Source organism: Streptomyces caniferus, assembly GCF_009811555.1.
Taxonomy (GTDB): Bacteria; Actinomycetota; Actinomycetes; order Streptomycetales; family Streptomycetaceae; genus Streptomyces; species Streptomyces caniferus.
In genome coordinates, this window is sequence record NZ_BLIN01000005.1 from 2,344,436 (window position 1) to 2,367,939 (window position 23,504).

Consider the following 23,504-nt stretch of genomic DNA (forward strand, 5'->3'; position numbering starts at 1 on the left):
TCCTTACGTCCGCCGCGGCGGTCCCCGTTCACGCCGTCCCGCTCTTCACGCCTTGACCAGCCCCTCCGCCCGGCCCCCCAGGGCCAGGTACACGTCCTCCAGGCTGGGCGTGGCCAGCGTGAAATCGTCCAGGGCCGCGAAGGCGGGTCCCGCGGTGACCGCGGCCACGGCGGACCGGGCGCGGTCGGCGGGCAGGCGCAGGGTCCAGCGGCGGCCGGAGGTGTGCGCGACGGCTTCGAGGACGGCGACCTCGGGCACCTCCAGCGGCGGGCGGTCGCGCCACACCAGCTCCAGCCGGACCTCCTCGCTCACCATTTCCTTGAGTCCGCCGGGCGTGTCGCAGGCGATGACGCGGCCCCGGTCGATCACCGCGACCCGGTCGAGCACGCTCTCGGCCTCCAGGACGTTATGGGTCACCAGCACCACCGTGGCGCCGCGCTCGGCCCGGCGCCGGTCCACCGCGGCCCACACGGCGCGCCGTGCGACCGGGTCCATCCCGGTGGTCGGCTCGTCCAGCACCAGCAGCGGCCGCTCGCCGATCAGCGCGGTGGCCAGGCAGGCCAGCCGCCGCTGCCCGCCGGACAGCTTCTTCAGGGCCCGTCCGGTGAGGTCCCCGAGGCCCAGCTCGCCGATCACGTCGTCCCGCTCGGCGCGCGCCTCGCGGGCACCGAGCCCGCGCAGCCGTCCGGTGGTCTCCACGGCCAGCGCGACCGTCATCTCGTCCAGGGCGGTGGACTCCTGGCCCAGGTAGCCCAGCAGCCGGGCGGCCCGCTCCGGGTGACGCACCAGGTCGTGGCCCAGTACGGAGATGCTGCCGGAGTCCGGGCGCAGCAGTCCGGTCAGCTGGCGGACCAGGGTGGACTTGCCGGCCCCGTTGGGGCCGAGCAGCCCGAAGATCTCGCCGCGGCGCACGTCCAGGGTGATGCCGTCGTTGGCGCGTACGGCGGTCGCCCGTGCCGCCCCGCGGCGCCCGCGCATCGCGGGGTACGTCTTGACCAGGTCCCGCACGGCGCACACCGGCACCCCGCGCTCCACCTGTTTTGCGCCCGTCCTCACGAGCTATGAGGGTACGCGTCCCCGGCCCGCCTCCGGGCCGCGGGGCTCGGCGGGCGGGCCCAAGGAGGCTGCCGTCGGGCCGGTCAGTCGCCTGCCGGAGCGTGCTCGGCGGCCGTCCGCAGATCGACCTCGCGCCAGAATCCGGCCCGGATCGCATAGCGGTCGTGCTCGTCGATCTGATCGTCCTTGTGGGCCAGCAGGCCGAACCGGGCGGCGTAGCGCAGCAGTTCACCGTCGATCCGGTGCGGGATGCGCGGGTACTCCGTCGACAGCTGCTGGAGGTGGGTGGTGTCGGAGAGCCGGTCGGTCCAGCGGCGGGCGAAGACCTGGCCGACCTCGAAGGGGTCGCCGCTGACGGCGGTGATGTCCTCCTCGCGGTCGGCCCAGCGCTGCTCGGCGCTGGTGAGCTGGGCGAGGGTGGGCAGGGCCGCGGTCTCGGAGGGCTCGCCGACCGGCCCGCCGCGCTCGACCCAGCCCTTGTCGGACGACCAGCGCAGGGTGGCGCCGGCCGCCGGTGCCTGCGGGGCGGAGCCGCCGGCACCCGCGGCCCCCTGGCCCGCGGCGTGGGCCCGGCCGAGCCCGGCCAGGTCCTTGGGGGTGGGGACGCCCCTGGAGCCCACTGCGCCGGGCTCGTCGTCGGCGGCCGGTGCGCCCTCGGTGCCGGCCGGTGGCCGGGAGACGCCGTTGGCGCCGTTGCGCTCCCGGGCGTGCTCGACGGACTCCGGGCCGGTGGCGGCTGCCGCCGCGGCGGCAGCCGCCGCGACCGCGGACTCGGGCAGCGGGGCGGAGAGGATCGCGGCGATCTCGGGGCGCGGTACCGGCGGCGGCGCGCAGGGGCCGCCGAGCTCCTTGGCGCGCACCGCGCGGGTGATCCAGGTCCGGTCCAGCACCCGCCGCTCGTCGGCCTCGGCGACCAGGTCCTCGGACTGGTTGTAGTCGCCGTCCGCGGCCTGGACGGCCCACAGGTGGACCGCGACGCCGTGTTCCTTCGCCGACATCAGGCCGGGCAGGAGGTCGCCGTCGCCGGTGACCAGGACGATGTCGGAGCAGGCGCGGTTACGGGCGAGTTCGGTCAGCTCGGCGTGCATCGCGGCGTCCACGCCCTTCTGCGCCCAGCGTCCGTCGCTGCGGGTCAGGGCGCCCAGCCGGACGGTGACCCGGGGCATCACCCGCAGTCGCCGGTGCTCGGGCTGCGGGACGCGGTCGGGCGCGCCGTCGAACCAGTAGATCCGCAGCAGCGGACGTTCGGTGTCCGCCTCGGCGCGCTGGCGCAGGCCCTGGATGAGGGCGGCGTGATCCACCGTGATCCGGGAACGGGCGGGCTCTCCGGCGAGCAGGCTCGCCGCGGCGCCGAGCAAATACCCGGCGTCCACCAGGACGACACAGCGATCCACGATCCACCCTCTTCCCTGAGGTGCTGATGTCCGGTCGCCCCCCGGCTCGGCCCGTGGCACGAGTTCTCTTCGGTTGTGCTTCGAGTCTGCCCGACCCTACGGGCGTTATCTGCCCGAACTCGATCATCGGCGTGGCGGATTCGGCGGGGATCTCGAGTACAGCGCGTGATCAACCGTATAACGCAGGGTAATTACCCGAAATGCAGCGGTCTGTCCGCCATGTAAGTCTGGGTTCCGGCCCCGATCCCAGATTCCCCCCTCAGGAGGCACGATCATGGCCAAGGACAAGAAGCAGGACCGCAGTCAGCAGCAGAAGACGGCATCCGCGGCCGAGCGCGGCCAGCAGGAAGCACAGAAGGCGAGCCTGGAGGCACAGTCCCAGTCGCGGTCGCAGGCGCAGGGCAGCCCGGCAGATGTTGCGCGTAAGCACCAGCGGCGCTTCGGTCACAACTGATCCACGCCGTACAGAGGTTGAGGGGCGCGTCCACTTCGGGCGCGCCCCTCGGGGTTGGCAGGGCCGGAGCCCGCGGATCAGCCCGCCAGGCAGGACGGGCCGAGCAGCACCTTCAGATCACCGAACAGCGACGGGTCGGGCGTGACCCGGTGCCGGTCCAGTCGGAGCACGGTCGTCTTGCGCGCCCCCTGCAGCTTGATCCGCACCTCCGTGGCGCCCCGGTGGCTGTTCAGCACCTCGCCGAGCTTCTCGACCATCGGCGGGGTGACCTTGACCGTCGGAATGGTGATCGTCACGGGGGCGTTGGCACCGGCCTCCGAGAGGTCGGGGACCATCATCTCCATGGCCACCAGCCGCGGGATGTCCTCGCGCTTGTCGAGGCGGCCCTTGACGAAGACCACGGTGTCCTCGACGAGTTGGGTGGACACCAGCTGGTAGGTCGCCGGAAAGAACATGCAGTCGATGGAGCCGGCCAGGTCCTCGACCGTGGCGATCGCCCAGGCGTTGCCCTGCTTGGTCATCTTGCGCTGCAGGCCGGAGATGATGCCGCCGATGGTGACGATCGAACCGTCGGAGTAGTCGCCGCCGGTCAGCTGGGCGATGGCGGCGTCCGCCTTGTCGGACAGTACGTGTTCCAGGCCGAAGAGCGGATGGTCGGAGACGTAGAGGCCGAGCATCTCGCGCTCCTGGGCGAGGAGGTAGGTCTTGTCCCACTCGATGTCCGAGAACTCCACGTCCAGACCGAAGCCGGGGCCCTCGTCCGCGCTGTCGTCGCCCATGCCGCCGAAGAGGTCGAACTGCCCCTCGGCCTCCTTGCGCTTGACCTGGACGACGTTGTCGATCATCGGTTCGTAGTGCGCCGTCAGGCCCTTGCGGGTGTGGCCCATCTCGTCGAACGCGCCGGCCTTGATCAGGGATTCGGTGGTCCGCTTGTTGCAGACGACCGCGTCGACCTTGTCGAGGTAGTCCGGGAAGGAGAGGTACTTCCCCTTCGCCTTGCGGCTGCGGATGATCGAGTCGACGACGTTCTGGCCGACGTTGCGGACCGCGGTGAGGCCGAAGAGGATCACGTCGTCACCCTGGGCGGCGAAGTTGGCCTCGGACTCGTTGACGTTCGGCGGCAGCACCTTGATGCCCATGCGGCGGCATTCGTTCAGGTAGACCGCCGACTTGTCCTTGTCGTCGCGCACCGAGGTCAGCAGCGCGGACATGTACTCGGCCGGGTAGTTGGCCTTGAGGTAGGCGGTCCAGTAGGTGACCAGGCCGTACGCGGAGGAGTGCGCCTTGTTGAAGGCGTAGCCGGCGAACGGGACCAGGACGTCCCACAGGGCCTGGATCGCCTGGTCGGAGAAGCCGTTCTTGCGGGCACCCTCCTGGAAGAGCACGAAGTTCTTCGCCAGCTCCTCGGGCTTCTTCTTGCCCATGACGCGGCGGAGGATGTCGGCCTCGCCGAGGGAGTACCCGGCGATGATCTGGGCGGCCTTCTGCACCTGCTCCTGGTAGACGATCAGGCCGTAGGTGAGGCCGAGGACCTCCTTGAGGGGCTCCTCCAGCTCCGGGTGGATCGGGGTGATCTCCTGGAGGCCGTTCTTGCGCAGCGCGTAGTTGGTGTGCGAGTCCATGCCCATCGGGCCGGGACGGTAGAGCGCCGAGACGGCGGAAATGTCCTCGAAGTTGTCGGGCTTCATCAGCCGCAGCAGCGAACGCATCGGGCCGCCGTCGAACTGGAAGACGCCGAGGGTGTCGCCGCGGCAGAGCAGCTCGAAGGTCTTGGGGTCGTCGAGCGGTACGGAGAGCATCTCCAGGTCGACGCCCTTGTTGGCCTTCACCATCTTGACCGCGTCGTCCATGATCGTGAGGTTGCGCAGGCCCAGGAAGTCCATCTTGAGCAGGCCCAGCGACTCGCACTGGGGGTAGTCCCACTGCGTGATGGTCACGCCGTCGGTGTGCCGCGTCCAGAGCGGGGCGTGGTCGACGATGGGCTCACTGGACATGATCACGCCGGCCGCGTGCACACCCATCTGCCGGACCAGGCCCTCGACGCCCTTGGCGGTGTCGATGACCTTCTTCACGTCCGGTTCGTTCTCGTACATCCCCCGGATCTCGCCCGCCTCGCTGTAGCGCGGGTGCTGGGGGTCGGTGATGCCGCTGAGGTCGATGCCCTTGCCGAGGACGTCGGCGGGCATGGCCTTGGTGAGGCGGTCGCCCATGGCGTAGGGGTAGCCGAGGACGCGCGCGGAGTCCTTGATGGCGTTCTTGGCCTTGATCTTGCCGTAGGTGCCGATCATGGCGACCTTGTCGGAGCCGTACTTCTCCGTCACATACCGGATCACTTCGACGCGCCTGCGCTCGTCGAAGTCGATGTCGACATCGGGCATGGAGACGCGCTCGGGGTTGAGGAACCGCTCGAAGATCAGTCCGTGCGTGATCGGGTCGAGGTCGGTGATGCCCATGGCGTACGCCACGATCGAACCGGCCGCGGAACCTCGGCCGGGGCCGACCGCGATGCCGTTGTTCTTGGCCCACATGATGAAGTCGGCGACCACGAGGAAGTAGCCGGGGAACCCCATCTGGATGATGATGTCCATCTCGTACTCGGCCTGCTTCTGCCGGTCCTCGGGGACACCGCCCGGGTAGCGGCGCTGCATGCCGACCCGGACCTCCTCCTGGAACCAGGTGACCTCGGTGAAGCCCTCCGGGATGTCGAACTTCGGCATCAGGTCGCGCTTCTCGAACATCCCGTCGGTGTCGATCTGCTCGGCCACCAGGAAGGTGTTGGCGCAGCCCTGCTGCCAGGCGTCCGAGGAGTCGATGGCGTACATCTCGTCCGTGGACTTGAGGTAGTAGCCGGTGCCGTCGAAGCGGAAGCGGTCCGGGTCGGAGAGGTTCTTGCCGGTCTGGATGCACAGCAGCGCGTCGTGCGCCGTGGACTCGTGGGCGTAGGTGTAGTGCGAGTCGTTGGTGACCAGCGGCGGGATGTCGAGCTTCTTGCCGATCTCCAGGAGGCCGTCGCGGACCCGGCGCTCGATCTCGATGCCGTGGTCCATCAGCTCCAGGAAATACCGGTCCTTGCCGAAGATGTCCTGGTACTCGGACGCGGACTTCAGCGCCTCGTCGAACTGGCCGAGCCGCAGCCGGGTCTGCAGCTCACCGGAGGGGCAGCCGGTGGAGGCGATCAGGCCCTCGGACCACTGGGCGATGGTCTCCTTGTCCATCCGCGGCCACTTCGTCAGCCAGCCCTCGGCGTACGCGTCCGAGGACAGCCGGAAGAGGTTGTGCAGACCGGTCTTGTTCGCCGCCCAGATCGTCTTGTGCGTGTAGCCACCGGAGCCCGAGACGTCGTCGCGCTTCTGGTGCGGCTGGCCCCACTGGACCTTGCGCTTGTTGCGCCGCGACTCCGGCGCCACATACGCCTCGATGCCGATGATCGGCGTCACCCCGGCCTTCTTCGCCGAGTGGAAGAAGTCGTACGCGCCGTGGAGGTTGCCGTGGTCGGACATGGCGATATGCGTCATGTCCATTTCGTTGCACGCCTTGAACATGTCCGACAGCCGCGCCGCACCGTCCAGCAGTGAGTACTGGGTGTGGACATGCAGGTGCGTGAAGGGGGGCCTGGACGAGGCTGCCACGGCGGAGGACCTCCAGAAGTACGAAGCGGCGCGAAGCGCCTCGGCGAGGGGCGGCGGCCGGACCGCGGATGGACGGCCGGCGACGGATGGATGAGACGGTCTCGAAGTCTACGACTCCTGACTGACAATCGCCGGGCACCGACGAGTAGCCTCGCGCGTTGTCAGTGGCAGATCCGCGACGGGCTCCGCCACGGCTCTCCGTACTCCCTTCCGCACCTCAGGAGGCACCCAGCGATGCCGTCCCAGCACGCCCCGGCGCAGGACGCCGAGCAGCGCGGCGAGGAAATCCTCGCCGTTTTCGACACCGCCTTCGGGGAGCTGCTCGCCGCCGACCCCGCGGCCTTCCGCGTGAAATTCCGGAAGATGGCCGCCTCCGCCTTCGCCTTCTACCGGGGCACGGCCTGTCTGTTCTACCGGGACCTGGAGGCCGCGCAGGAGGACGGCGGCAAGGACAGCGGCCCGTATCTGGACGAACGGACCGGCCGGGTGTGGATCCACGGCGATCTGCACGCCGAGAACTTCGGCACGTACATGGACTCCACGGGCCGGCTGATCTTCAACGTCAACGACTTCGACGAGGCGTACGTCGGGCCGTTCACCTGGGACCTCAAGCGGTTCGCCGCCTCGGTCGCGCTGATCGGCTACGCCAAGGCGCTCAGCGACAAGCAGATCACCGACCTGGTGCGCACCTACGCCGCCGCCTACCGGGAGCGCATCCACGCACTGGCCCCGGGGACCAAGAGCTCCGACCGGGACGAGCTGCCGCCCTTCACCCTGGACACCGCCGAGGGACCGCTGCTGGGCGCGCTGCGCGACGCCCGCTCGCTGACCCGGTTCGGGCTGCTGGACTCGATGACGGAGATCCGCGACTTCGAGCGCCGCTTCTCGGCGGGCGGCGGCAGCGTCGAGCTGGACGCCGCGACCCGTTACAAGGTCCTCGCCGCCTTCGACGGCTACCTGGAGACGCTGCCGGAGTCGAGCCTGGACCGCCCGGACTCCTACCGCGTCAAGGACGTGGTCGGCCGCCGCGGCATCGGCATCGGCTCGGCCGGTCTGCCCTCGTACAACATCCTGCTCGAGGGCAACAGCGACGCCCTGGAGAACGACGTCGTGATCTACATGAAGCAGGCGCAGACCCCGGCCGTCTCCCGGCACATCACCGACCCCGCGGTCCGCGGCTACTTCCAGCACGAGGGCCACCGCACGGTGATCTCGCAGCGCGCCCTGCAGGACCACGCCGACCCGTGGCTGGGCTGGACCGAACTCGACGGCGCGGGCCAGCTGGTCGCCGAGATCTCGCCGTACGCCGTGGACCTGGACTGGTCGGACATCGACGACCCGGAGGAGATCGCGGCCGTGGTCGCCGACCTGGGCCGGGCCACCGCGACCATGCACGCCGCCGCGGACGACGAGAGCGGCCACTCGCTGGTGCCGTTCTCGACGGAGCGGGCCATCGACGCGGCCATCGCGGCCGACGAGGAGGGCTTCGCGTCCCTGCTGGTGGACTTCGCGCACTCCTACGGCGCCCGCGCCCGCGCCGACCACCAGATCTTCGTGGACCTCTTCCGCAACGGCCGGATCCCGGGCCTGTAGGGGCTCGGCGGCGGGTCCGAGGCGTGCCCGTACGCACCGTATGGTGCGGTGCGTACGGCTTCGGACCCCCTTAGCCGCGGCTTATGCCACCCCATGGCACACTCGGCTGCAATGGACATCTCGGCGGCACACCTGCGGGCACTGCGCGCGGCGCTCTTCACGGCGCTGTGCGTGACGCTGTCCGCGGCGTCGCATGTGCTGCTGTCCCGTATGCCGCTGCCGCTGACCACCGTCGCCGCGCTCTGCGCCGCCGTCTTCGCCCTCGCCTATGCGCTGGCCGGCCGGGAGCGCGGCTTCTGGCGGATCGCGGCGCTGCTGGTCCCCCTGGAACTCGCCGCCGATCTGGTCTTCAGCCTGGGGCAGCACACCTGTTACGGGGAGGCCGGCGGCCCGGTCGCCGGTCCGCTGCGCTCGCTGGGCGTGGATCTGCTGTGCGGTGGCGACCCCGTGGGATCACCGCTGGCGCGGCTGTCCCACGAGGACGTCACCCCGCAGGTCACCTGGCTCGTGCTGCTCGCGGCGCATGTGTGCACCGCGCTGCTGGCGGCGGGCTGGCTGCGCCGCGGCGAGGCCGCGCTGTGCCGGCTGCTGGGCGCGGTGGCGGGCTTCGCCTTCCGCCCGCTGCTGGTCGCCGTCGCGGTCATCGGCGCCGCCACCGCACCGCGCCGCCCGGCGCCCGCCCCCGTACGGTCCGGGCGCCCCGCCCGTGCCCTCCCCCTGCTGGTGCACTGCGTCGTGCGCCGCGGGCCGCCCTGCGCGCTCGCCGCCTGAGCCTTCGGCCACGCGGCCCGCGTACGCCCGCGCCGCGCGCGTACGCCCTCGACAGCACGCATCCGACGACCCACGGATCTCCACGGAGCAGGAACAGTCATGAGCAACCGCAACAACCAGGCCAACAAGCAGGCAGCCCGCGAGCGGCTGCGCGCCGAGCGTGAGCGGCAGGCGAAGAAGGACCGGCTCCGCCGGCAGCTGATCGTCGGCGGTGCCATCGTCGGCGTCCTGGCGATCGCCGGCGGTATCGGGGTGGCGGTCTCCAACATGGGCGGCGGCAGTTCCGCCGCCAGCGGGGGCAGCGGCGACTGGGCGAAGGCCGCGAAGGCCCCGCTGGTCAAGCCCCAGAACACCAGCGGCAAGAACGGCACCACGGTCGTCGTCGGCAAGAAGGACGCCAAGAACACCCTGAACCTCTTCGAGGACCCGCGCTGCCCCGGCTGCGCGGCCTTCGAGCAGACCGTCGGCGCCACCGTCGAGAAGGACATCGAGGACGGCAAGTACAAGGCGTCCTACCACCTGGGCACGTTCCTCGACGCCAACCTCAAGGGCACCGGCTCCAAGGAGGCGCTGAGCGCACTGGGCGCGGCCCTGAACGTCAGCCCGGACGCCTTCTTGAAGTACAAGTACGCGCTGTACTCGAAGGAGTTCCACCCGGACGAGACCGGCCCGGACAAGTTCGCCGACGACAGCTACCTGATCAAGGTCGCCGACACCGTCCCGGCCCTCAAGGGCAACGCGGCCTTCCAGAAGGCCGTCAAGTCGGGCACGTACGACCGGTGGGCGCTGGAGATGTCCGACGCCTTCAGCGCGGTCAAGGACGTCACCAGCACGCCGACGATCAAGCTCGACGACACGGTGCTGGGCACGGACAGCCCGCAGGGCAAGGTGGCGCCGTCCAGCGTGGCCGCCTTCAACTCCATGGTGGACAAGGCCCTGAAGAAGTGACGCAGGCGGCCCGCCCCTCCCGGCCGGGCCGCGTCCCCCGCCTCTCGGCCGGCGTGCTCCCCGCACGCCGGCCGATGCCAAATCTTGACCCGGGCTTGCGCCGTGTACATGGCAGACTCCCGGCATGCAGGCGACGGGAGTACGTCCCGGGGCCCGGCCGGCGGCCGCGCCGGGGACCCAGCTCAGGACGGTGCGGGCGGCACTGTTCACCGTGCTGTGCACCACCCTGTCCGCGACCTCCCATGTCCTGCTCTCGCACGCCCCGTTGCCGCCCGCCTGGGTCACCGCGATCTGCGCCGGTGTCTTCGCCGCTGCGTATGCGCTGACCGGCCGGGAGCGCGGCTTCGGCGCCGTCGCCGCGCTCCTGGTGCCGCTGGAGCTGGCCGCCGACACCGTCTTCACCGCCGGGCAGCACACCTGTTACGGACCGGCCGGCGGCCCGGTCACCGGCCCGCTGCGCTCGGTCGGCGTCCACCTGCTGTGCGGCGGCGGCGAATGGGGCACCCCGCTGGCCCGGTTGGCCGCCCATCCGAGCTCACCGCTGCCGCCGGTTCCGCCGGCGGCCCCCTGGCTGCTGCTCGCCGCGCACGTCGCGGTCGGCCTGCTGGCCGCGGCCTGGCTGCACCGCGCGGACGCCGCGCTGGACGCCCTGCTGCGCGCCGCCGCGGCCGGTGCCTTCCGCCCCCTGCGCACCGCGGCGGCGGTGCGCACCGCCGCCCCCGCCCCGCCCCGCCGGCGGATCCGGCCGCTGCACCCGCTGCCGCCGGCCCGCCCGCTCCCCCTCCTCGTGCACTGCGTACGGCGCCGCGGCCCGCCCCGCCCGGCCAGCGCCTGACCAGCACACCGAAGCCGGCACGACCTCGAGGGGACCCCACCACCCATGAGCAACCGCAACAACCTGGCCAACAAGACCGCGGCCCGTGAACGCATCCGGGCCGAGCGGGAACGCCAGAAGAAGAAGGAGAGGCTGCGCCGCCAACTGACGGCGGCGGGCGCGGTGATCGGCGTCCTGGCGGTGGCCGGCGGCATCGGCTACGCCGTGATGAAGGCCAATGAGCCCACGGGCTGGGAGGCCGCCAAGGAGGCCAAGCTCGTCACGCCCGCGCACACCCAGGGCAAGAACGGCACCGAGATCCTGATAGGCGACAAGAACGCCAAGCAGACCCTGGAGGTCTTCGAGGACGTCCGCTGCCCGGCCTGTGCCGCCTTCGAGCAGAGCAGCGGCAAGGCCCTGGTCAAGGACATCGAGGACGGCCGGTACCGGGCCCGCTTCACCATGTACACCTTCATCGACGACGCCCAGGGCGGCGGCGAGGGCTCGAAGAACGCGCTGAGCGCGCTGGGCGCGGCGCTGAACGTCAGCCCCGAGGCGTTCTTGAAGTACAAGTCGGCGCTGTACTCGGCCAAGTACCACCCCGACGAGCGCGAGGACCTCTACGCCAAGGACTCCGAGCTGCTCAAGGTCGCCGCCGACGTGCCGGAGCTGAAGAACGACAAGGCGTTCACCGCGGCGGTCAAGAAGGGCACCTACGACCGCTGGGCGATGGAGATGACCGCGCTGTTCGGGCGCAAGGGCATCAAGGGCACACCGTCGTTCATGCACGGCGACAAGAAGCTGGTGATGCCGCAGGTGCCGCAGCAGCAGATGACGCAGGCGCAGTACAACCAGCTGGCCCAGGCCAACTTCAAGAAGATGATCGACAAGGAGTTCGGCCCGGCGAAGGGGTCGGCCGGCGGGGACCGGGGCAAGGGCGGCAGCACGGGCGAAGGTGGCGCGAAGGGCATCCGCGAGGGCGAAAAGGATCCCTCGGGCGCCCACTGAGCGCCTTTCGGACAACGGGAGGGCGAATTTCTCGGGGATACCGGAAATCGCCCTCCCAGGTCCGTTTACCGGCCAGTAAGGTGATCGGCCGTGACCGATCATGACCAGATCTCGCGCCGCACAGCCGTCACGGCCGTAGCCGCCACCGCCGCACTTCTGCCGTTCGCCGGCGCCGCCACCGCACACGCCCAAGGGGCCGCGGACCAGGGCTCGTTCTTCCAGCACGGAGTCGCCTCCGGGGACCCGCTCCCCGACGGCGTCCTGCTGTGGACCCGGGTCACGCCGACCCCGGCGGCGACCCCCGGCTCCGGCCGCGGACCGGCGACCAAGGTGAGCTGGCAGGTGGCGACCGACAAGGGCTTCGCGTCCCTCGTCGCACGGGGAACCCTGACCACCTCCGCCGCCTCCGACCACACCGTCAAGGCGGACGTCCGCGGCCTGCGCCCGGCCACCCACTACTACTACCGCTTCACCGTCGACGGGCAGCACTCCCCCGTCGGCCGGACCCGTACCGCCCCCGCCCACGACACCGCGGCGGGCAACATCCGCTTCGGCGTGGTCTCCTGCGCCAACTGGGAGTCCGGCTACTTCTCCCCCTACCGGCACCTGGCCGCCCGCACCGAACTGGACGCGGTGCTGCACGTCGGCGACTACCTCTACGAGTACAAGTCCGGCGAGTACCCGGACTTCAAGTACGTCGTCCGCCCGCACTCCCCCGCCCATGAGCTGCTGACGCTCGCCGACTACCGCATCCGGCACGGCGTCCACAAGACCGACCCGGACGCGCTGGCCATGCACGCCACGCACCCGGTCATCGCCATCTGGGACGACCACGAGTTCGCCGACAACGCCTGGAAGGGCGGTGCGGTCAACCACACGGCGGACACCGAGGGCCCCTGGTCCGCGCGGATGGCCGCCGCGAAGCAGGCCTACTTCGAGTGGATGCCGGTGCGCCCCTCGATCGCCGGCACCACCTACCGCAGGCTGCGCTTCGGCACCCTCGCCGATCTGCATCTGCTGGATCTGCGCTCGTTCCGCGACGCCCAGGCCAAGCCGGGCAGCGGTGAGGTCGACGACCCGAACCGTACGATCACCGGCCGCGCCCAACTGGACTGGCTCAAGTCCGGACTCGAGCGCTCGGACACCGCCTGGCGGCTGGTCGGCACCTCGGTGATGATCTCGCAGGTCGCCTTCGGCGCCGTCCCCGCGAAGCTGCTCGGACCGCTCGCCGAGATCCTCGGGATACCCAAGGAGGGCCTCGCGATCAACACCGACCAGTGGGACGGCTACACCGACGACCGGCGCGAGCTGCTGAGCCACCTCAGCGACCGCGGTATCGACAACACCGTGTTCCTGACCGGCGACATCCACATGGCCTGGGCCAACGACGTACCGCTCCAGGCCGCGACCTACCCCGCCAACCGGGCGGTGGCGACGGAGTTCGTGGTCACCTCCGTCACCTCCGACAACGTGGACGACTTCCTGCACGTCGCCCCGCACACCCTCTCCCTGGCCGGGGTCGCCGCCATCAAGGCCGCCAACCGGCATGTGAAGTGGCTGGACATGGACTCGCACGGCTACGGGGTCCTGGACGTCACCGCCGAGCGGACACAGATGGACTATTTCGGCATCTCCGACAAGACGGATCCGAACGCCACCAGCACCCTGCTGCGCTCGTACCGGACCCGGTCCGGCACCCAGCAGGTGGAGCGCGCGGAACAGCCGCTCGTCTAGGACTCCGCCCCGGCCCGGCGGGCCGTTCGGCTCACAGCTCGGCGAGGAAGCCCAGCGCCACCTTCCAGGCGCTCTCCGCCGCCTCCGCGTCGTAATCGGGCAGATCGGGGTCGGTGAAGAGGTGGCCGGCGCCGGCGTAGCGGAAGACCTCTACGTCCGCGCCGGCCCGGCGCATCTGGAGATACCAGGCGTTCAGCCAGTCGTGCGGCTCGTACGGGTCGGGGTCGGCGACATGCAGCTGCACCGGCAGGTCGTCGGCGACGGCGCCCTCCGCGATGTCGGAGGTGCCGTGCAGCAGGAGCAGCCCCCGGGTCTTCTCGTCGCCCAGGGCGAGGTTCTGGGCGACCGAGCCGCCGAAGGAGAAACCGGCGTAGACCAGCCCGCGGTCGGAGTAGGGCGCGACGGCCATGACGGCGCGCTTGAGCAGCTCGTCCTTGCCGATCTCGTCCTTGATGAGAATGCCGTCCGGGACCGAGTCGGCGGTCCGGCCGTCGAACAGATCGGGGACGATCACCTCGTGCCCCGCGGCGCGCAGCCGGTCCGCCGCCGCGTGCACCGCGGGACGCAGCCCGCACACCGAATGAATCAGGACAATCGTCGAAAGTCCGCTGGTCGAGGACTCGGTGGAGGCCGGCACTGACATCACTTCCCTGAAGTTGGATCGATCTGCCCCCATCGTGCCAGTTACGGTCATGGGGACCGGGTACCAGCACACCACAGCCCCTCGCACCCCATGGAGGAGGAGAATCGTGTCCTTGGAGGACGTCCTGCGTCCGGTCGTCGTCATCGGCGGCGCGGTCCTGCTCGCGCTCATTCTGGTCTGGCTCGCCGACCGGGCACTGCGCCGGATCGATGCGGCCCATCCGGAGACCCCCTTGTGGGGACTGCTGCGCCGCTGCCGGATACCGCTGCAAGTGGCCCTCTGCGCGGCCCTGTTGCGCGGCTCGTTCGACCACGCGGGCCTGGATCCGGTCAAGGAACATGCGGCGGGCATCGGCCAGGCGCTGACCCTGGTCCTGATCGCGGCCACCGCCTGGCTGGCCGTCCGGGCCGCGGCGGCGATCGTCGAGTCGTCGTACTCGCGCTACGCCGCCGGCGCCCGGGACGCGGCGCGGGTGCGGCGGGTACGGACCCAGGTGACGCTGATCCAGCGGGTGGTGACGGCCGTGGTGATCGTCGTCGCGGCCGCCTCGATGCTGCTGACCTTCCCGGCGATGCGGGCGGTCGGCACCTCCATGCTGGCGTCGGCCGGGCTGCTGGGCATCGTCGCCGGTATCGCCGCCCAGTCCACCCTCGGCAATCTCTTCGCCGGGCTGCAGATCGCGTTCGGCGACATGGTGCGGATCGGGGACACCGTCGTCGTGGACGGCGAGTGGGGCAGCGTCGAGGAGATCACGCTGACCTTTCTGACCGTACGGACCTGGGACGAGCGGCGGATCACCATGCCGGTGTCGTACTTCACCGGCAAGCCGTTCGAGAACTGGTCGCGCGGCGGTGCGCAGATGACCGGCACGGTCTTCTTCCACCTCGACCACAGCGCGCCGGTGGAGAAGATGCGCCAGCGGCTGCTGGAGGTCCTCCAGGAGTGCCCGGAGTGGGACGGCAGGTCCTGGAGCCTGGTGGTCACCGACACCACCCCGTCCACGATCGTGGTGCGGGCGCTGGTGACCGCCCGGGACTCGGACACCCTCTGGACGGTGCGCTGCGAGGTCCGCGAGCGGCTGCTGGAGTGGCTGCAGGCCGAGCACGCCTACGCGCTGCCGCGGGTCACCACCGTCGCGGCGCCGCCGGCCACCCCCGCACTGGAGCGGGGCGAGGAGCCGGGCGCGCGGTCCGCGCAGGACTGAGCGCCGGCCGGCCCGGCCGTCGCGACGCCCGGCGCGGCCTCAGGGCGCGCCCCGCAGGCTGCGCATGTCCAGATGCCGCAGCACCCGGTCGACGATCTCCGGGTCGGCGCCCGGTTCGCTGCGTGCCGCCAGCACCTCGTGCCGGGCGGCCGAGAGCATCTCGCCCTGGATGCGGTGCACCTTCTTCAGCCGGGTGATGCGCTTGTCGAAGAGCTCGCGCCGCTCGTCGTCGACGATGTCCGGCGCGATCCGGGCGCCGATGTCGTGCGCCCGGCGGGCCAGCTGTTCGCTGACCTCGTCGGGCAGCTCCTCGACCTCCAGGATCTCCTTCAGGCGCCGCTTGGACGCCTTGATCACCCGGATCGCCAGCTCCCGCTCCAGCGCGTCGACGACGTCGGTGTCGGCCCGCACCCGCAGTCTGCGCACCAGCCAGGGCAGGGTGAGGCCCTGGACGAGGAGGGTGGAGAGCACCACCGCGAAGGCGATGAAGAGGATGTCGTCGCGGGCCGGGAAGTCGTTGCCGCCGTCGATCGCGTACGGAATGGCCAGCGCCAGCGCCACCGAGGCCACCCCGCGCATCCCCGACCACCACATGATGAGCGTCTCCCGCCAGCTCATCGGGATCTCCTCGTCGTAGTCGCGGCGCTTGTGCATCCGCTTGGCCAGCCAGGCGGCGGGCAGCAGCCACAGGAGCCGGACGCCGACGACCACCCCGACGACGGCGGCGCCGGCGCCGAGCAGCTGGCCCCAGCGGTGGGAGGCCGCCCCGAAGATGTTGTGCAGCTCCAGGCCGATCAGCCCGAAGGCGACCCCGGTGACCAGGGTGTCGACGACCTCCCAGAAGGTGTAGCCGGCCAGCCGGCCCATCACGTCGTCCGGGTCGACCGCGTACTCGGCCAGGAACAGCGCACAGGTCAGCACCGCGAGCACACCGGATCCGTGGAAGTTCTCGGCCAGGACGTAGGCGACGAACGGCACCAGCAGCGTCAGACCGATCTGCAGCGTCGGGTCGCCGAGCAGCCCCATCAGCTTGTTGGTGACCCAGCCCAGCAGCAGGCCGACCGCTATGGCGACCACCGCGGAGAGCACCAGCTGGCCGACCGCGACGGGCACCGAGAACGTTCCGCTGACCGCCGCGGTGAGCGCGACGTGGTAGAGCACGATGGCGGTGACGTCGTTGAACAGCCCCTCGCCCTCCAGGATCGAGACCATCCGGCGGGGCAGCCCGAGTTTGCCGGCGACGGCGGTCGCGGCGACCGGGTCGGGCGGGGCGACCAGCGCGCCGAGCACGACCGCGGCGGCCACCGGCATCCCCGGCACCACCGCCTGGGCGACGGCGGCGACCGCGGCGGTGGTGGCGAAGACCAGCGCCACCGCGAGCAGGAAGATCGGCCGGAGGTTGGCGGTGAACTGCCGCCAGGAGGTGCGCTGCACGGCCGCGTAGAGCAGCGGCGGCAGCACCACCGGCAGGATGAACTCGGGCGGCACCTCGACGTTGGGCACGAACGGCAGCAGTGCCAGGACGGCGCCGGCGACGGTCATCAGCACCGGTGACGGAAGCCCCAGCCGGTCGCCGACCGGAACCATGACGACGGCTCCGAGCAACAGGACGAAGATCAGAGCCAGCTGGTCCACGGTGGCTACGCTCCGGGGTCGGATTCGATCATTTGCCGACCCCAGCGTGCCACGACGAGGGCGGTTGCCCGCCGTGTCGGCTCCCGCGCGATCCCCGCCGGATCAGTTGCTCTCGTCGCGGACGGTGTCGAGGGCCTGCTGCAGATCGTCCGGGTAGGCGCTCTCGAACTCGACCCAGCGGCCGTCCGAGGGGTGCTCGAAGCCCAGCCGCATGGCGTGCAGCCACTGCCGGGTGAGGCCCAGGCGCTTGGCGAGGGTGGGGTCGGCGCCGTAGGTCAGGTCGCCGACGCAGGGGTGGCGGTGCGCCGACATGTGCACCCGGATCTGGTGGGTGCGGCCGGTCTCCAGCTTGATGTCGAGCAGGCTGGCCGCGCGGAACGCCTCGATCAGGTCGTAGTGCGTGACGGAGGCCTTGCCCTCGGCCGTCACCGCCCACTTGTAGTCGTGCTGCGGGTGCCGGCCGATGGGGGCGTCGATGGTGCCGCTCATCGGGTCCGGGTGGCCCTGGACCAGGGCGTGGTAGCGCTTGTCGACCGTACGCTCGCGGAACTGCTGCTTGAGCAGCGTGTAGGCGCGCTCGGACTTGGCGACCACCATCAGGCCGGAGGTGCCGACGTCGAGGCGGTGCACGATGCCCTGGCGCTCGGCGGCGCCGGAGGTGGAGATGCGGTAGCCGGCCGCGGCCAGACCGCCGATGACGGTCGTTCCCGTCCAGCCGGGGCTGGGGTGCGCGGCGACGCCGACGGGCTTGACGATCACGACGATGTCGTCGTCGTCGTGGACGATCTCCATGCCCTCGACGGGCTCGGCGACGATCTCCACGGGCGGCGCGGCCTGCGGCATCTCGACTTCCAGCCAGGCGCCGCCGCTCACCCGCTCGGACTTCATCACCTCGGAGCCGTCGACCCGGACCTTGCCGGCGGCGGCGAGCTCGGCCGCCTTCGTACGGGAGAAGCCGAACATCCGGGCCAGCGCGGCGTCGACGCGCTCGCCCTCCAGGCCGTCCGGTACGGGCAGGGTGCGGATCTCGGGAATGGTGCTCACCCCACGAGTATGGCAGTCCCACCATGGTGCCCTGCCCGGCGGCCGGGACCCGGCCCCGGACGGCCCGTCAGCGCGGTCGGGGCCGGTCGGCCCCTGCGCGGCCTGCGGGCCGGTCAGTCCTTGTGGACGGTCCCGTCGGGGTCGAGCCCGCGGAAGGAAAGGATCACGATCAGGATGCCGCCGCAGACGATCCCGGAGTCGGCGAGGTTGAAGACCGCGAAGTGCGCCGGGGCGATGAAGTCGACCACCGCGCCCTCGAAGACCCCCGGCGAGCGGAACAGCCGGTCGGTGAGGTTGCCGAAGGCGCCGCCGAGCAGCAGCCCGAGCGCGATCGCCCAGGGCAGGCTGTAGAGCTTGCGGGCGATCCGGGCGATCACCACGATCACCGCCACCGCGATGAGGGTGAGGAAGATCGTCAGTGCCTCGCCCATGCTGAACGCGGCGCCGCGGTTGCGGATCACGGTGAACTGCAGCAGCGTCCCGATGACCTGGATGGGCTCATGGTGCTCCAGCTTCGCGACCACCAGCAGCTTGCTGCCCAGGTCGAGCAGGTAGACGAGGAGCGCGACCAGCAGCAGCGCGGTGATCCGCCGCTTGCCCCGGACGGTGTCCTTCTCCGGCGTCACCGCCTCTCCCCCCTCGGATTCCGCCGTGGAATCCGCTCCGGAACCCCGCTCGGGTTCCGGCGTGCCGGTGATGCGTTCCGCCTCTGCCACGTGTGAGTCCCTCAGCCCGTTGTGTCCACGGCCGGGCCATGCCCGGCTGAACCACGAGAGTACGGCACACACCTGCGGGGGCGGGCAGTTCGGGTGCCGTCCACGACAGTTCCCGGCCGCCTCAGCGCCGCTCCTGTTTCTGTTTGCACTCCACGCACAGCGTCGCCCGCGGGAAGGCCTGCATCCGCGCCTTGCCGATGGGGTTGCCGCAGTTCTCGCAGAGCCCGTAGGTGCCCGCGTCCAGCCGGCCGAGGGCCCGCTCGGTCTGGTGGAGCATCTCGCGGGCATTGGAGGCCAGCGCCAGCTCGTGTTCGCGGGTGATGTTCTTGGTGCCGGTGTCGGCCTCGTCGTCGCCCGCGCCGTCACCGGAGTCGCGCATCAGCCCCGCGATGGCGTCCTCGGCCGAGACGATCTCCAGGCGCAGCCGCGTGGTCTCCTCCATCAGCTCGGTCCGCGCCGCGGCGACCTCTTCGGGCGTCCAGGGTTCCTCGCCGGGCCGTACGGCGAGCTCCCCCGGCGCCGCGGCCACCCGGGCCATGGGCACCGCGGAGTCGTCGCCGTGGGCCTTGGCCGTTGAGGCCGCAGTCTTCTTCGCCACCACCGTCTTGGCTCCCGTCTTCTTAGCGGGCACCGCGGCCGTCTTGGCCGGAGCCTTCTTCGCGGTCTTCTTCGCGGTCTTCTTCGCGGCCGGCTTCTTCGCGGCCGGCTTCTTCGCGGCCGCCTTCTTGGCCGTGGCCTTCTTGGCCGTGGCCTTCTTGGCCGTGGCCTTCTTGGCCGTGGCCTTCTTGGCCGTGGCCTTCTTGGCCGTGGCCGTCCCCGGCGCCGTCGTGCCGGCCGCCGTCTTCCGGGCCGCGGCCTTCTTCGGCGCTGTCTTCTTCGGTGCAGGCTGCTTCGCGACGGCCTCGTCGGCAGGCGTCGTGCTCTTCTCCGCGGCGGTCTTCTTCGCCACCATGGCCGCGACCCCTTCACCTAGGTGACTTTGTTCGCGAATCGTGACGGGAACGATAAATCGCCGCACGCCACGCGGCAACGGGACGCACCGCCCTCCGGGACCCGCCGCCCGCCCCGGACGTCCGGTCCGCCTCGTCCGTGCCCCGCTCCACGGGCGGTCGTCCGGCCCTCGGCGCGGCACCCGTCTGCTCGCCATTCGGGTCACGGCGCGCCCCGGCTCGCAGCGGCGGCGCGAGGCCGGGCCACGGCACGGCGGGAGCCGGCGGCGCCCCCGTACGGTGCCCCGGGGTCCGGACCCTCCCCCGGTCGCCGGAAATCCGGTCGGCCACCGACGGCTCGGCCCCGTACACTGGGCCGAGCGAGAGGCATTGACGGGACGAGTAGCGCCGTACGCAGCCAGCAGCGACCCGGGGACGGTGGGAGCCCGGGGGTGTGCGCGACGCGAAGATCACCCCGGAGCCGCCGGAAGAAAGCCCGCACAGCACCCGCGGCGCGAGTAGAACCGGCAGCGCGACCCCAATGAGGGGGCGGTGCAGCGACACCGCCAAGGAGGGTGGTACCGCGGGAGCGCAGGCTCTCGTCCCTCCGGACGGAGAACGCAGCAGGTGTCCGCCGGAGGAAGCCCCCGATGAGTCCGCAGCCCCAGTACCGCCAGGTACCCGCCCAGGTAGACCTTCCCGCGCTCGAGCATGCCGTGCTCGAGTTCTGGCAGGAGCAGAAGATCTTCGCCCGTACCCTCCAGCAGTCCGAGGGACGGCCCGAGTGGGTCTTCTACGAGGGCCCCCCGACCGCCAACGGCATGCCCGGCGCGCACCACATCGAGGCGCGCGTCTTCAAGGACGTCTTCCCCCGGTTCCGCACGATGCAGGGCTACCACGTCGACCGCAAGGCCGGCTGGGACTGCCACGGCCTCCCGGTCGAGCTGGCCGTGGAGAAGGAGCTGGGCTTCAACGGCAAGAAGGACATCGAGGCGTACGGCATCGCCGAGTTCAACGCCAAGTGCCGCGAGTCGGTGACCCGCCACACCGACGCCTTCGCCGAGCTCACGACCCGCATGGGCTACTGGACCGACCTGGACGCCCCGTACCGCACGATGGACCCCGACTACATCGAGTCGGTGTGGTGGTCGCTGAAGGAGATCTTCGGCAAGGGCCTGCTGGTCCAGGACCACCGTGTCGCCCCCTGGTGCCCGCGCTGCGGCACCGGCCTGTCGGACCACGAGCTGGCCCAGGGCTACGAGAACGTCGTCGACCCCTCGGTCTTCGTCCGCCTCCCGCTGACGTCCGGCCCGCTGGCCGGCCGGGCCGCGCTGCTCATCTGGACGACCACCCCCTGGACGCTGGTCTCCAACACCGCCGTCGCCGCGCACCCCGACGTCACCTATGTCGTGGCCACCGACGGCACCGAGCAGCTGGTCGTCGCCGAGCCGCTGCTGGAGAAGGCCCTCGGCGAGGGCTGGAGCGCCACCGGCGAGTCCTTCACCGGCCGCGAGATGGAGCGCTGGGCCTATGAGCGCCCCTTCGGCCTCGTCGAGCTCGACGGCGCCAACATCGTCGTCAACGCCGAGTACGTCACCACCGACGACGGCACCGGCCTCGTCCACCAGGCCCCGGCCTTCGGTGAGGACGACCTCAGGACCTGCAAGGCGTACGGCCTGCCGGTGATCAACCCGGTCCGCCCGGACGGCACGTTCGAGGAGGAACTGGGCCTGGTGGGCGGCCAGTTCTTCAAGAAGGCCGACGAGGCGCTGGTCGCCGACCTCGACGCCCGCGGCCTGCTCTTCCGGCACCTCGCCTACGAGCACAGCTACCCGCACTGCTGGCGCTGCCACACCGCGCTGCTCTACTACGCCCAGCCGTCGTGGTACATCCGCACCACCGCGGTCAAGGACGCCCTGCTGCGGGAGAACGAGAACACCAACTGGTTCCCGGAGTCGGTCAAGCACGGCCGCTTCGGCGACTGGCTGAACAACAACATCGACTGGGCGCTGTCCCGCAACCGCTACTGGGGCACCCCGCTGCCCATCTGGCGCTGCGAGGAGAACCACCTCACCTGCGTCGGCTCGCTCGCCGAGCTGACCGAGCTGACCGGCACCGACCAGTCGGGCCTGGACCCGCACCGCCCGTACATCGACGCGGTCACCTTCGCCTGCCCGACGTGCCAGGGCACCGCGACCCGCGTCCCCGAGGTCATCGACGCCTGGTACGACTCGGGCTCGATGCCGTTCGCGCAGTGGGGCTACCCGTACCGCAACAAGGAGCTGTTCGAGAAGCGCTACCCGGCGCAGTTCATCTCCGAGGCCATCGACCAGACCCGCGGCTGGTTCTACACCCTGATGGCCGTCGGCACGCTCGTCTTCGACAAGTCCTCGTACGAGAACGTGGTCTGCCTCGGTCACATCCTCGCCGAGGACGGCCGGAAGATGTCCAAGCACCTGGGCAACATCCTCCAGCCGATCCCGCTCATGGACCAGCACGGCGCCGACGCGGTCCGCTGGTTCATGGCCGCCGGCGGTTCCCCCTGGGCCGCCCGCCGGGTGGGCCACAGCACCATCCAGGAAGTCGTCCGCAAGACGCTGCTGACGTACTGGAACACCGTCGCCTTCCAGGCGCTGTACGCCCGCACCTCCCAGTGGGCGCCGTCCGCCGCCGACCCGGCCCCGGCCGACCGCCCGCTGCTGGACCGCTGGCTGCTCGGTGAGCTGAACACCCTGGTCGAGCAGGTCACCGAGTCCCTGGAGTCCTTCGACACCCAGCGGGCCGGCAAGCTGCTGTCGTCCTTCGTCGACGACCTCTCCAACTGGTACGTCCGCCGCTCCCGCCGCCGCTTCTGGCAGGGCGACGCCGCCGCGCTGCGCACGCTCCACGAGGTCATCGAGACCGTCACCCGTCTCCTGGCCCCGCTCACCCCGTTCATCACCGAGCGGGTCTGGCAGGACCTGGTCGTCCCGGTCGCGCCGGAGGCCCCGGCGTCCGTCCACCTCTCCAGTTGGCCGGTCCCCGACCGGGCGCTCATCGACCCGGAGCTGTCGGGCCAGATGCAGCTGGTGCGCCGGCTGGTCGAGCTGGGCCGTGCCACCCGTGCCGAGTCGGGGGTGAAGACCCGCCAGCCGCTGTCCCGTGCGCTGGTGGCGGCCCACGGCTTCGCCGGCCTGCCCGAGGACCTGCGCGCACAGATCGCCGAGGAGCTCAACGTCAGCTCGCTGGCCTCGCTGGCCGACTCCGCCTCCGGTCGCGGGGGCGGCGATTCCCTGGTCGACACCACCGCCAAGGCCAACTTCCGGGCCCTCGGCAAGCGGTTCGGCAAGGGCGTCCAGGCGGTCGCCAAGGCCGTCGCCGCCGCGGATGCCGCGGCGCTCTCGCTGGCCCTGCGCGACGGCACGGCGAGCGTCGAGGTCGACGGGGAGACCGTCTCGCTCGCCCCCGACGAGGTCATCATCACCGAGACCCCGCGCGAGGGCTGGTCGGTGGCCTCCGACGCCGGTGCCACGGTCGCCCTCGACCTGGAGATCACCCCGGAGCTGCGCCGGGCGGGCCTGGCCCGCGACGCGATCCGGCTGATCCAGGAGGCCCGTAAGAACAGCGGGCTGGACGTCGCCGACCGCATCGCGCTGCGCTGGCAGTCCACCGACGAGGAGGTGCGGACGGCGCTGACCGACCACACCGGCCTGATCTCCGACGAGGTCCTCGCCGACGACTTCACCCCCGGCGAGGCGGACGGTTCCTACGGCCCCGCGTTCACCGACGAGAGCCTGGCCCTCACCTTCCAGCTGCGCAAGGCGTAGCCACCACGGCCCGCAAAGCCCCCCGGTGCGGCACGCACCGGGGGGCTTCGTCGTCCCCGCGCAGGCACCCGGCCCCCACGGACAAGTACACACAAAAGGGCCGGGCCCCGAAGGAGTGTTCCCTCG

General features: G+C 71.1%; 17 protein-coding genes. 9 read left to right on the forward strand and 8 right to left on the reverse strand.

Annotated features, from left to right (window positions below; translation table 11 throughout):
• Positions 1–45 precede the first annotated feature (45 nt).
• Together Scani_RS26915 and Scani_RS26920 are read right to left on the reverse strand one after the other, a co-directional pair.
• The gene (locus tag Scani_RS26915; RefSeq protein ID WP_246296441.1) at positions 46–978 is read right to left on the reverse strand and encodes an ABC transporter ATP-binding protein; all 933 of its coding nucleotides are present in this window, start codon (positions 976–978) and stop codon (positions 46–48) included.
• Positions 979–1,139: 161 nt separating this feature from the next.
• Positions 1,140–2,450, reverse strand: a complete 1,311-nt coding sequence (locus tag Scani_RS26920) for an NYN domain-containing protein (RefSeq protein WP_159480402.1) — start codon at positions 2,448–2,450, stop codon at positions 1,140–1,142.
• Between the two features lie 274 nt (positions 2,451–2,724).
• Between Scani_RS26920 and Scani_RS26925 the strand changes: the two genes are divergently transcribed.
• Positions 2,725–2,904 carry a hypothetical protein gene (locus tag Scani_RS26925; protein ID WP_030085912.1) on the forward strand — a complete coding sequence of 60 codons (180 nt, stop codon included), beginning with the start codon at positions 2,725–2,727 and terminating at the stop codon, positions 2,902–2,904.
• A 77-nt stretch (positions 2,905–2,981) separates the two neighbouring features.
• Here the strand turns inward: Scani_RS26925 and dnaE are convergent, their stop codons facing one another.
• Entirely contained in the window at positions 2,982–6,533 is a 3,552-nt protein-coding gene (gene dnaE / locus Scani_RS26930) for a DNA polymerase III subunit alpha (protein WP_159480403.1), read from the reverse strand.
• 234 nt (positions 6,534–6,767) lie between these two features.
• On the opposite strand from dnaE, the gene Scani_RS26935 reads away from it, so the two are divergent.
• The 6 genes from Scani_RS26935 to Scani_RS26960 all read left to right on the forward strand — a co-directional run bounded on the left by Scani_RS26935 (position 6,768) and on the right by Scani_RS26960 (position 13,401).
• Positions 6,768–8,126 (forward strand): DUF2252 domain-containing protein, encoded by a 1,359-nt coding sequence (locus Scani_RS26935; RefSeq protein WP_159480404.1) that lies wholly within the window; start codon positions 6,768–6,770, stop codon positions 8,124–8,126.
• A 111-nt stretch (positions 8,127–8,237) separates the two neighbouring features.
• Positions 8,238–8,897 (forward strand): hypothetical protein, encoded by a 660-nt coding sequence (locus Scani_RS26940; RefSeq protein WP_159480405.1) that lies wholly within the window; start codon positions 8,238–8,240, stop codon positions 8,895–8,897.
• A 99-nt stretch (positions 8,898–8,996) separates the two neighbouring features.
• Positions 8,997–9,845, forward strand: coding sequence for a thioredoxin domain-containing protein (locus tag Scani_RS26945; protein ID WP_159480406.1), 849 nt, complete (start codon positions 8,997–8,999; stop codon positions 9,843–9,845).
• A 124-nt stretch (positions 9,846–9,969) separates the two neighbouring features.
• Positions 9,970–10,680 (forward strand): hypothetical protein, encoded by a 711-nt coding sequence (locus Scani_RS26950; RefSeq protein ID WP_159480407.1) that lies wholly within the window; start codon positions 9,970–9,972, stop codon positions 10,678–10,680.
• A gap of 45 nt (positions 10,681–10,725) precedes the next feature.
• On the forward strand, positions 10,726–11,667 hold the full coding sequence (locus tag Scani_RS26955) for a thioredoxin domain-containing protein (RefSeq protein ID WP_159480408.1): 942 nt from the start codon (positions 10,726–10,728) through the stop codon (positions 11,665–11,667).
• A gap of 90 nt (positions 11,668–11,757) precedes the next feature.
• Positions 11,758–13,401, forward strand: a complete 1,644-nt coding sequence (locus Scani_RS26960; RefSeq protein ID WP_159480409.1) for an alkaline phosphatase D family protein — start codon at positions 11,758–11,760, stop codon at positions 13,399–13,401.
• 31 nt (positions 13,402–13,432) lie between these two features.
• Here Scani_RS26960 and Scani_RS26965 read toward each other — a convergent pair whose 3' ends face one another.
• Complete coding sequence (locus Scani_RS26965; protein WP_174872755.1) at positions 13,433–14,044, reverse strand: dienelactone hydrolase family protein; 612 nt, start codon at positions 14,042–14,044, stop codon at positions 13,433–13,435.
• 112 nt (positions 14,045–14,156) lie between these two features.
• Between Scani_RS26965 and Scani_RS26970 the strand changes: the two genes are divergently transcribed.
• Positions 14,157–15,248, forward strand: coding sequence for a mechanosensitive ion channel family protein (locus tag Scani_RS26970; protein ID WP_159482395.1), 1,092 nt, complete (start codon positions 14,157–14,159; stop codon positions 15,246–15,248).
• Between the two features lie 39 nt (positions 15,249–15,287).
• Here the strand turns inward: Scani_RS26970 and Scani_RS26975 are convergent, their stop codons facing one another.
• From Scani_RS26975 to Scani_RS26990, 4 genes are all read right to left on the reverse strand, one after another.
• Positions 15,288–16,883 carry a Na+/H+ antiporter gene (locus tag Scani_RS26975; protein WP_159480410.1) on the reverse strand — a complete coding sequence of 532 codons (1,596 nt, stop codon included), beginning with the start codon at positions 16,881–16,883 and terminating at the stop codon, positions 15,288–15,290.
• 102 nt (positions 16,884–16,985) lie between these two features.
• Positions 16,986–17,927, reverse strand: a complete 942-nt coding sequence (locus Scani_RS26980) for an RluA family pseudouridine synthase (RefSeq protein ID WP_159480411.1) — start codon at positions 17,925–17,927, stop codon at positions 16,986–16,988.
• Between the two features lie 113 nt (positions 17,928–18,040).
• Entirely contained in the window at positions 18,041–18,643 is a 603-nt protein-coding gene (gene lspA / locus Scani_RS26985) for a signal peptidase II (protein ID WP_159480412.1), read from the reverse strand.
• Positions 18,644–18,764: 121 nt separating this feature from the next.
• Complete coding sequence (locus Scani_RS26990) at positions 18,765–19,595, reverse strand: TraR/DksA family transcriptional regulator (RefSeq protein WP_159480413.1); 831 nt, start codon at positions 19,593–19,595, stop codon at positions 18,765–18,767.
• Between the two features lie 627 nt (positions 19,596–20,222).
• On the opposite strand from Scani_RS26990, the gene ileS reads away from it, so the two are divergent.
• Complete coding sequence (gene ileS, locus Scani_RS26995; protein ID WP_159480414.1) at positions 20,223–23,378, forward strand: isoleucine--tRNA ligase; 3,156 nt, start codon at positions 20,223–20,225, stop codon at positions 23,376–23,378.
• Positions 23,379–23,504: the final 126 nt, after the last annotated feature.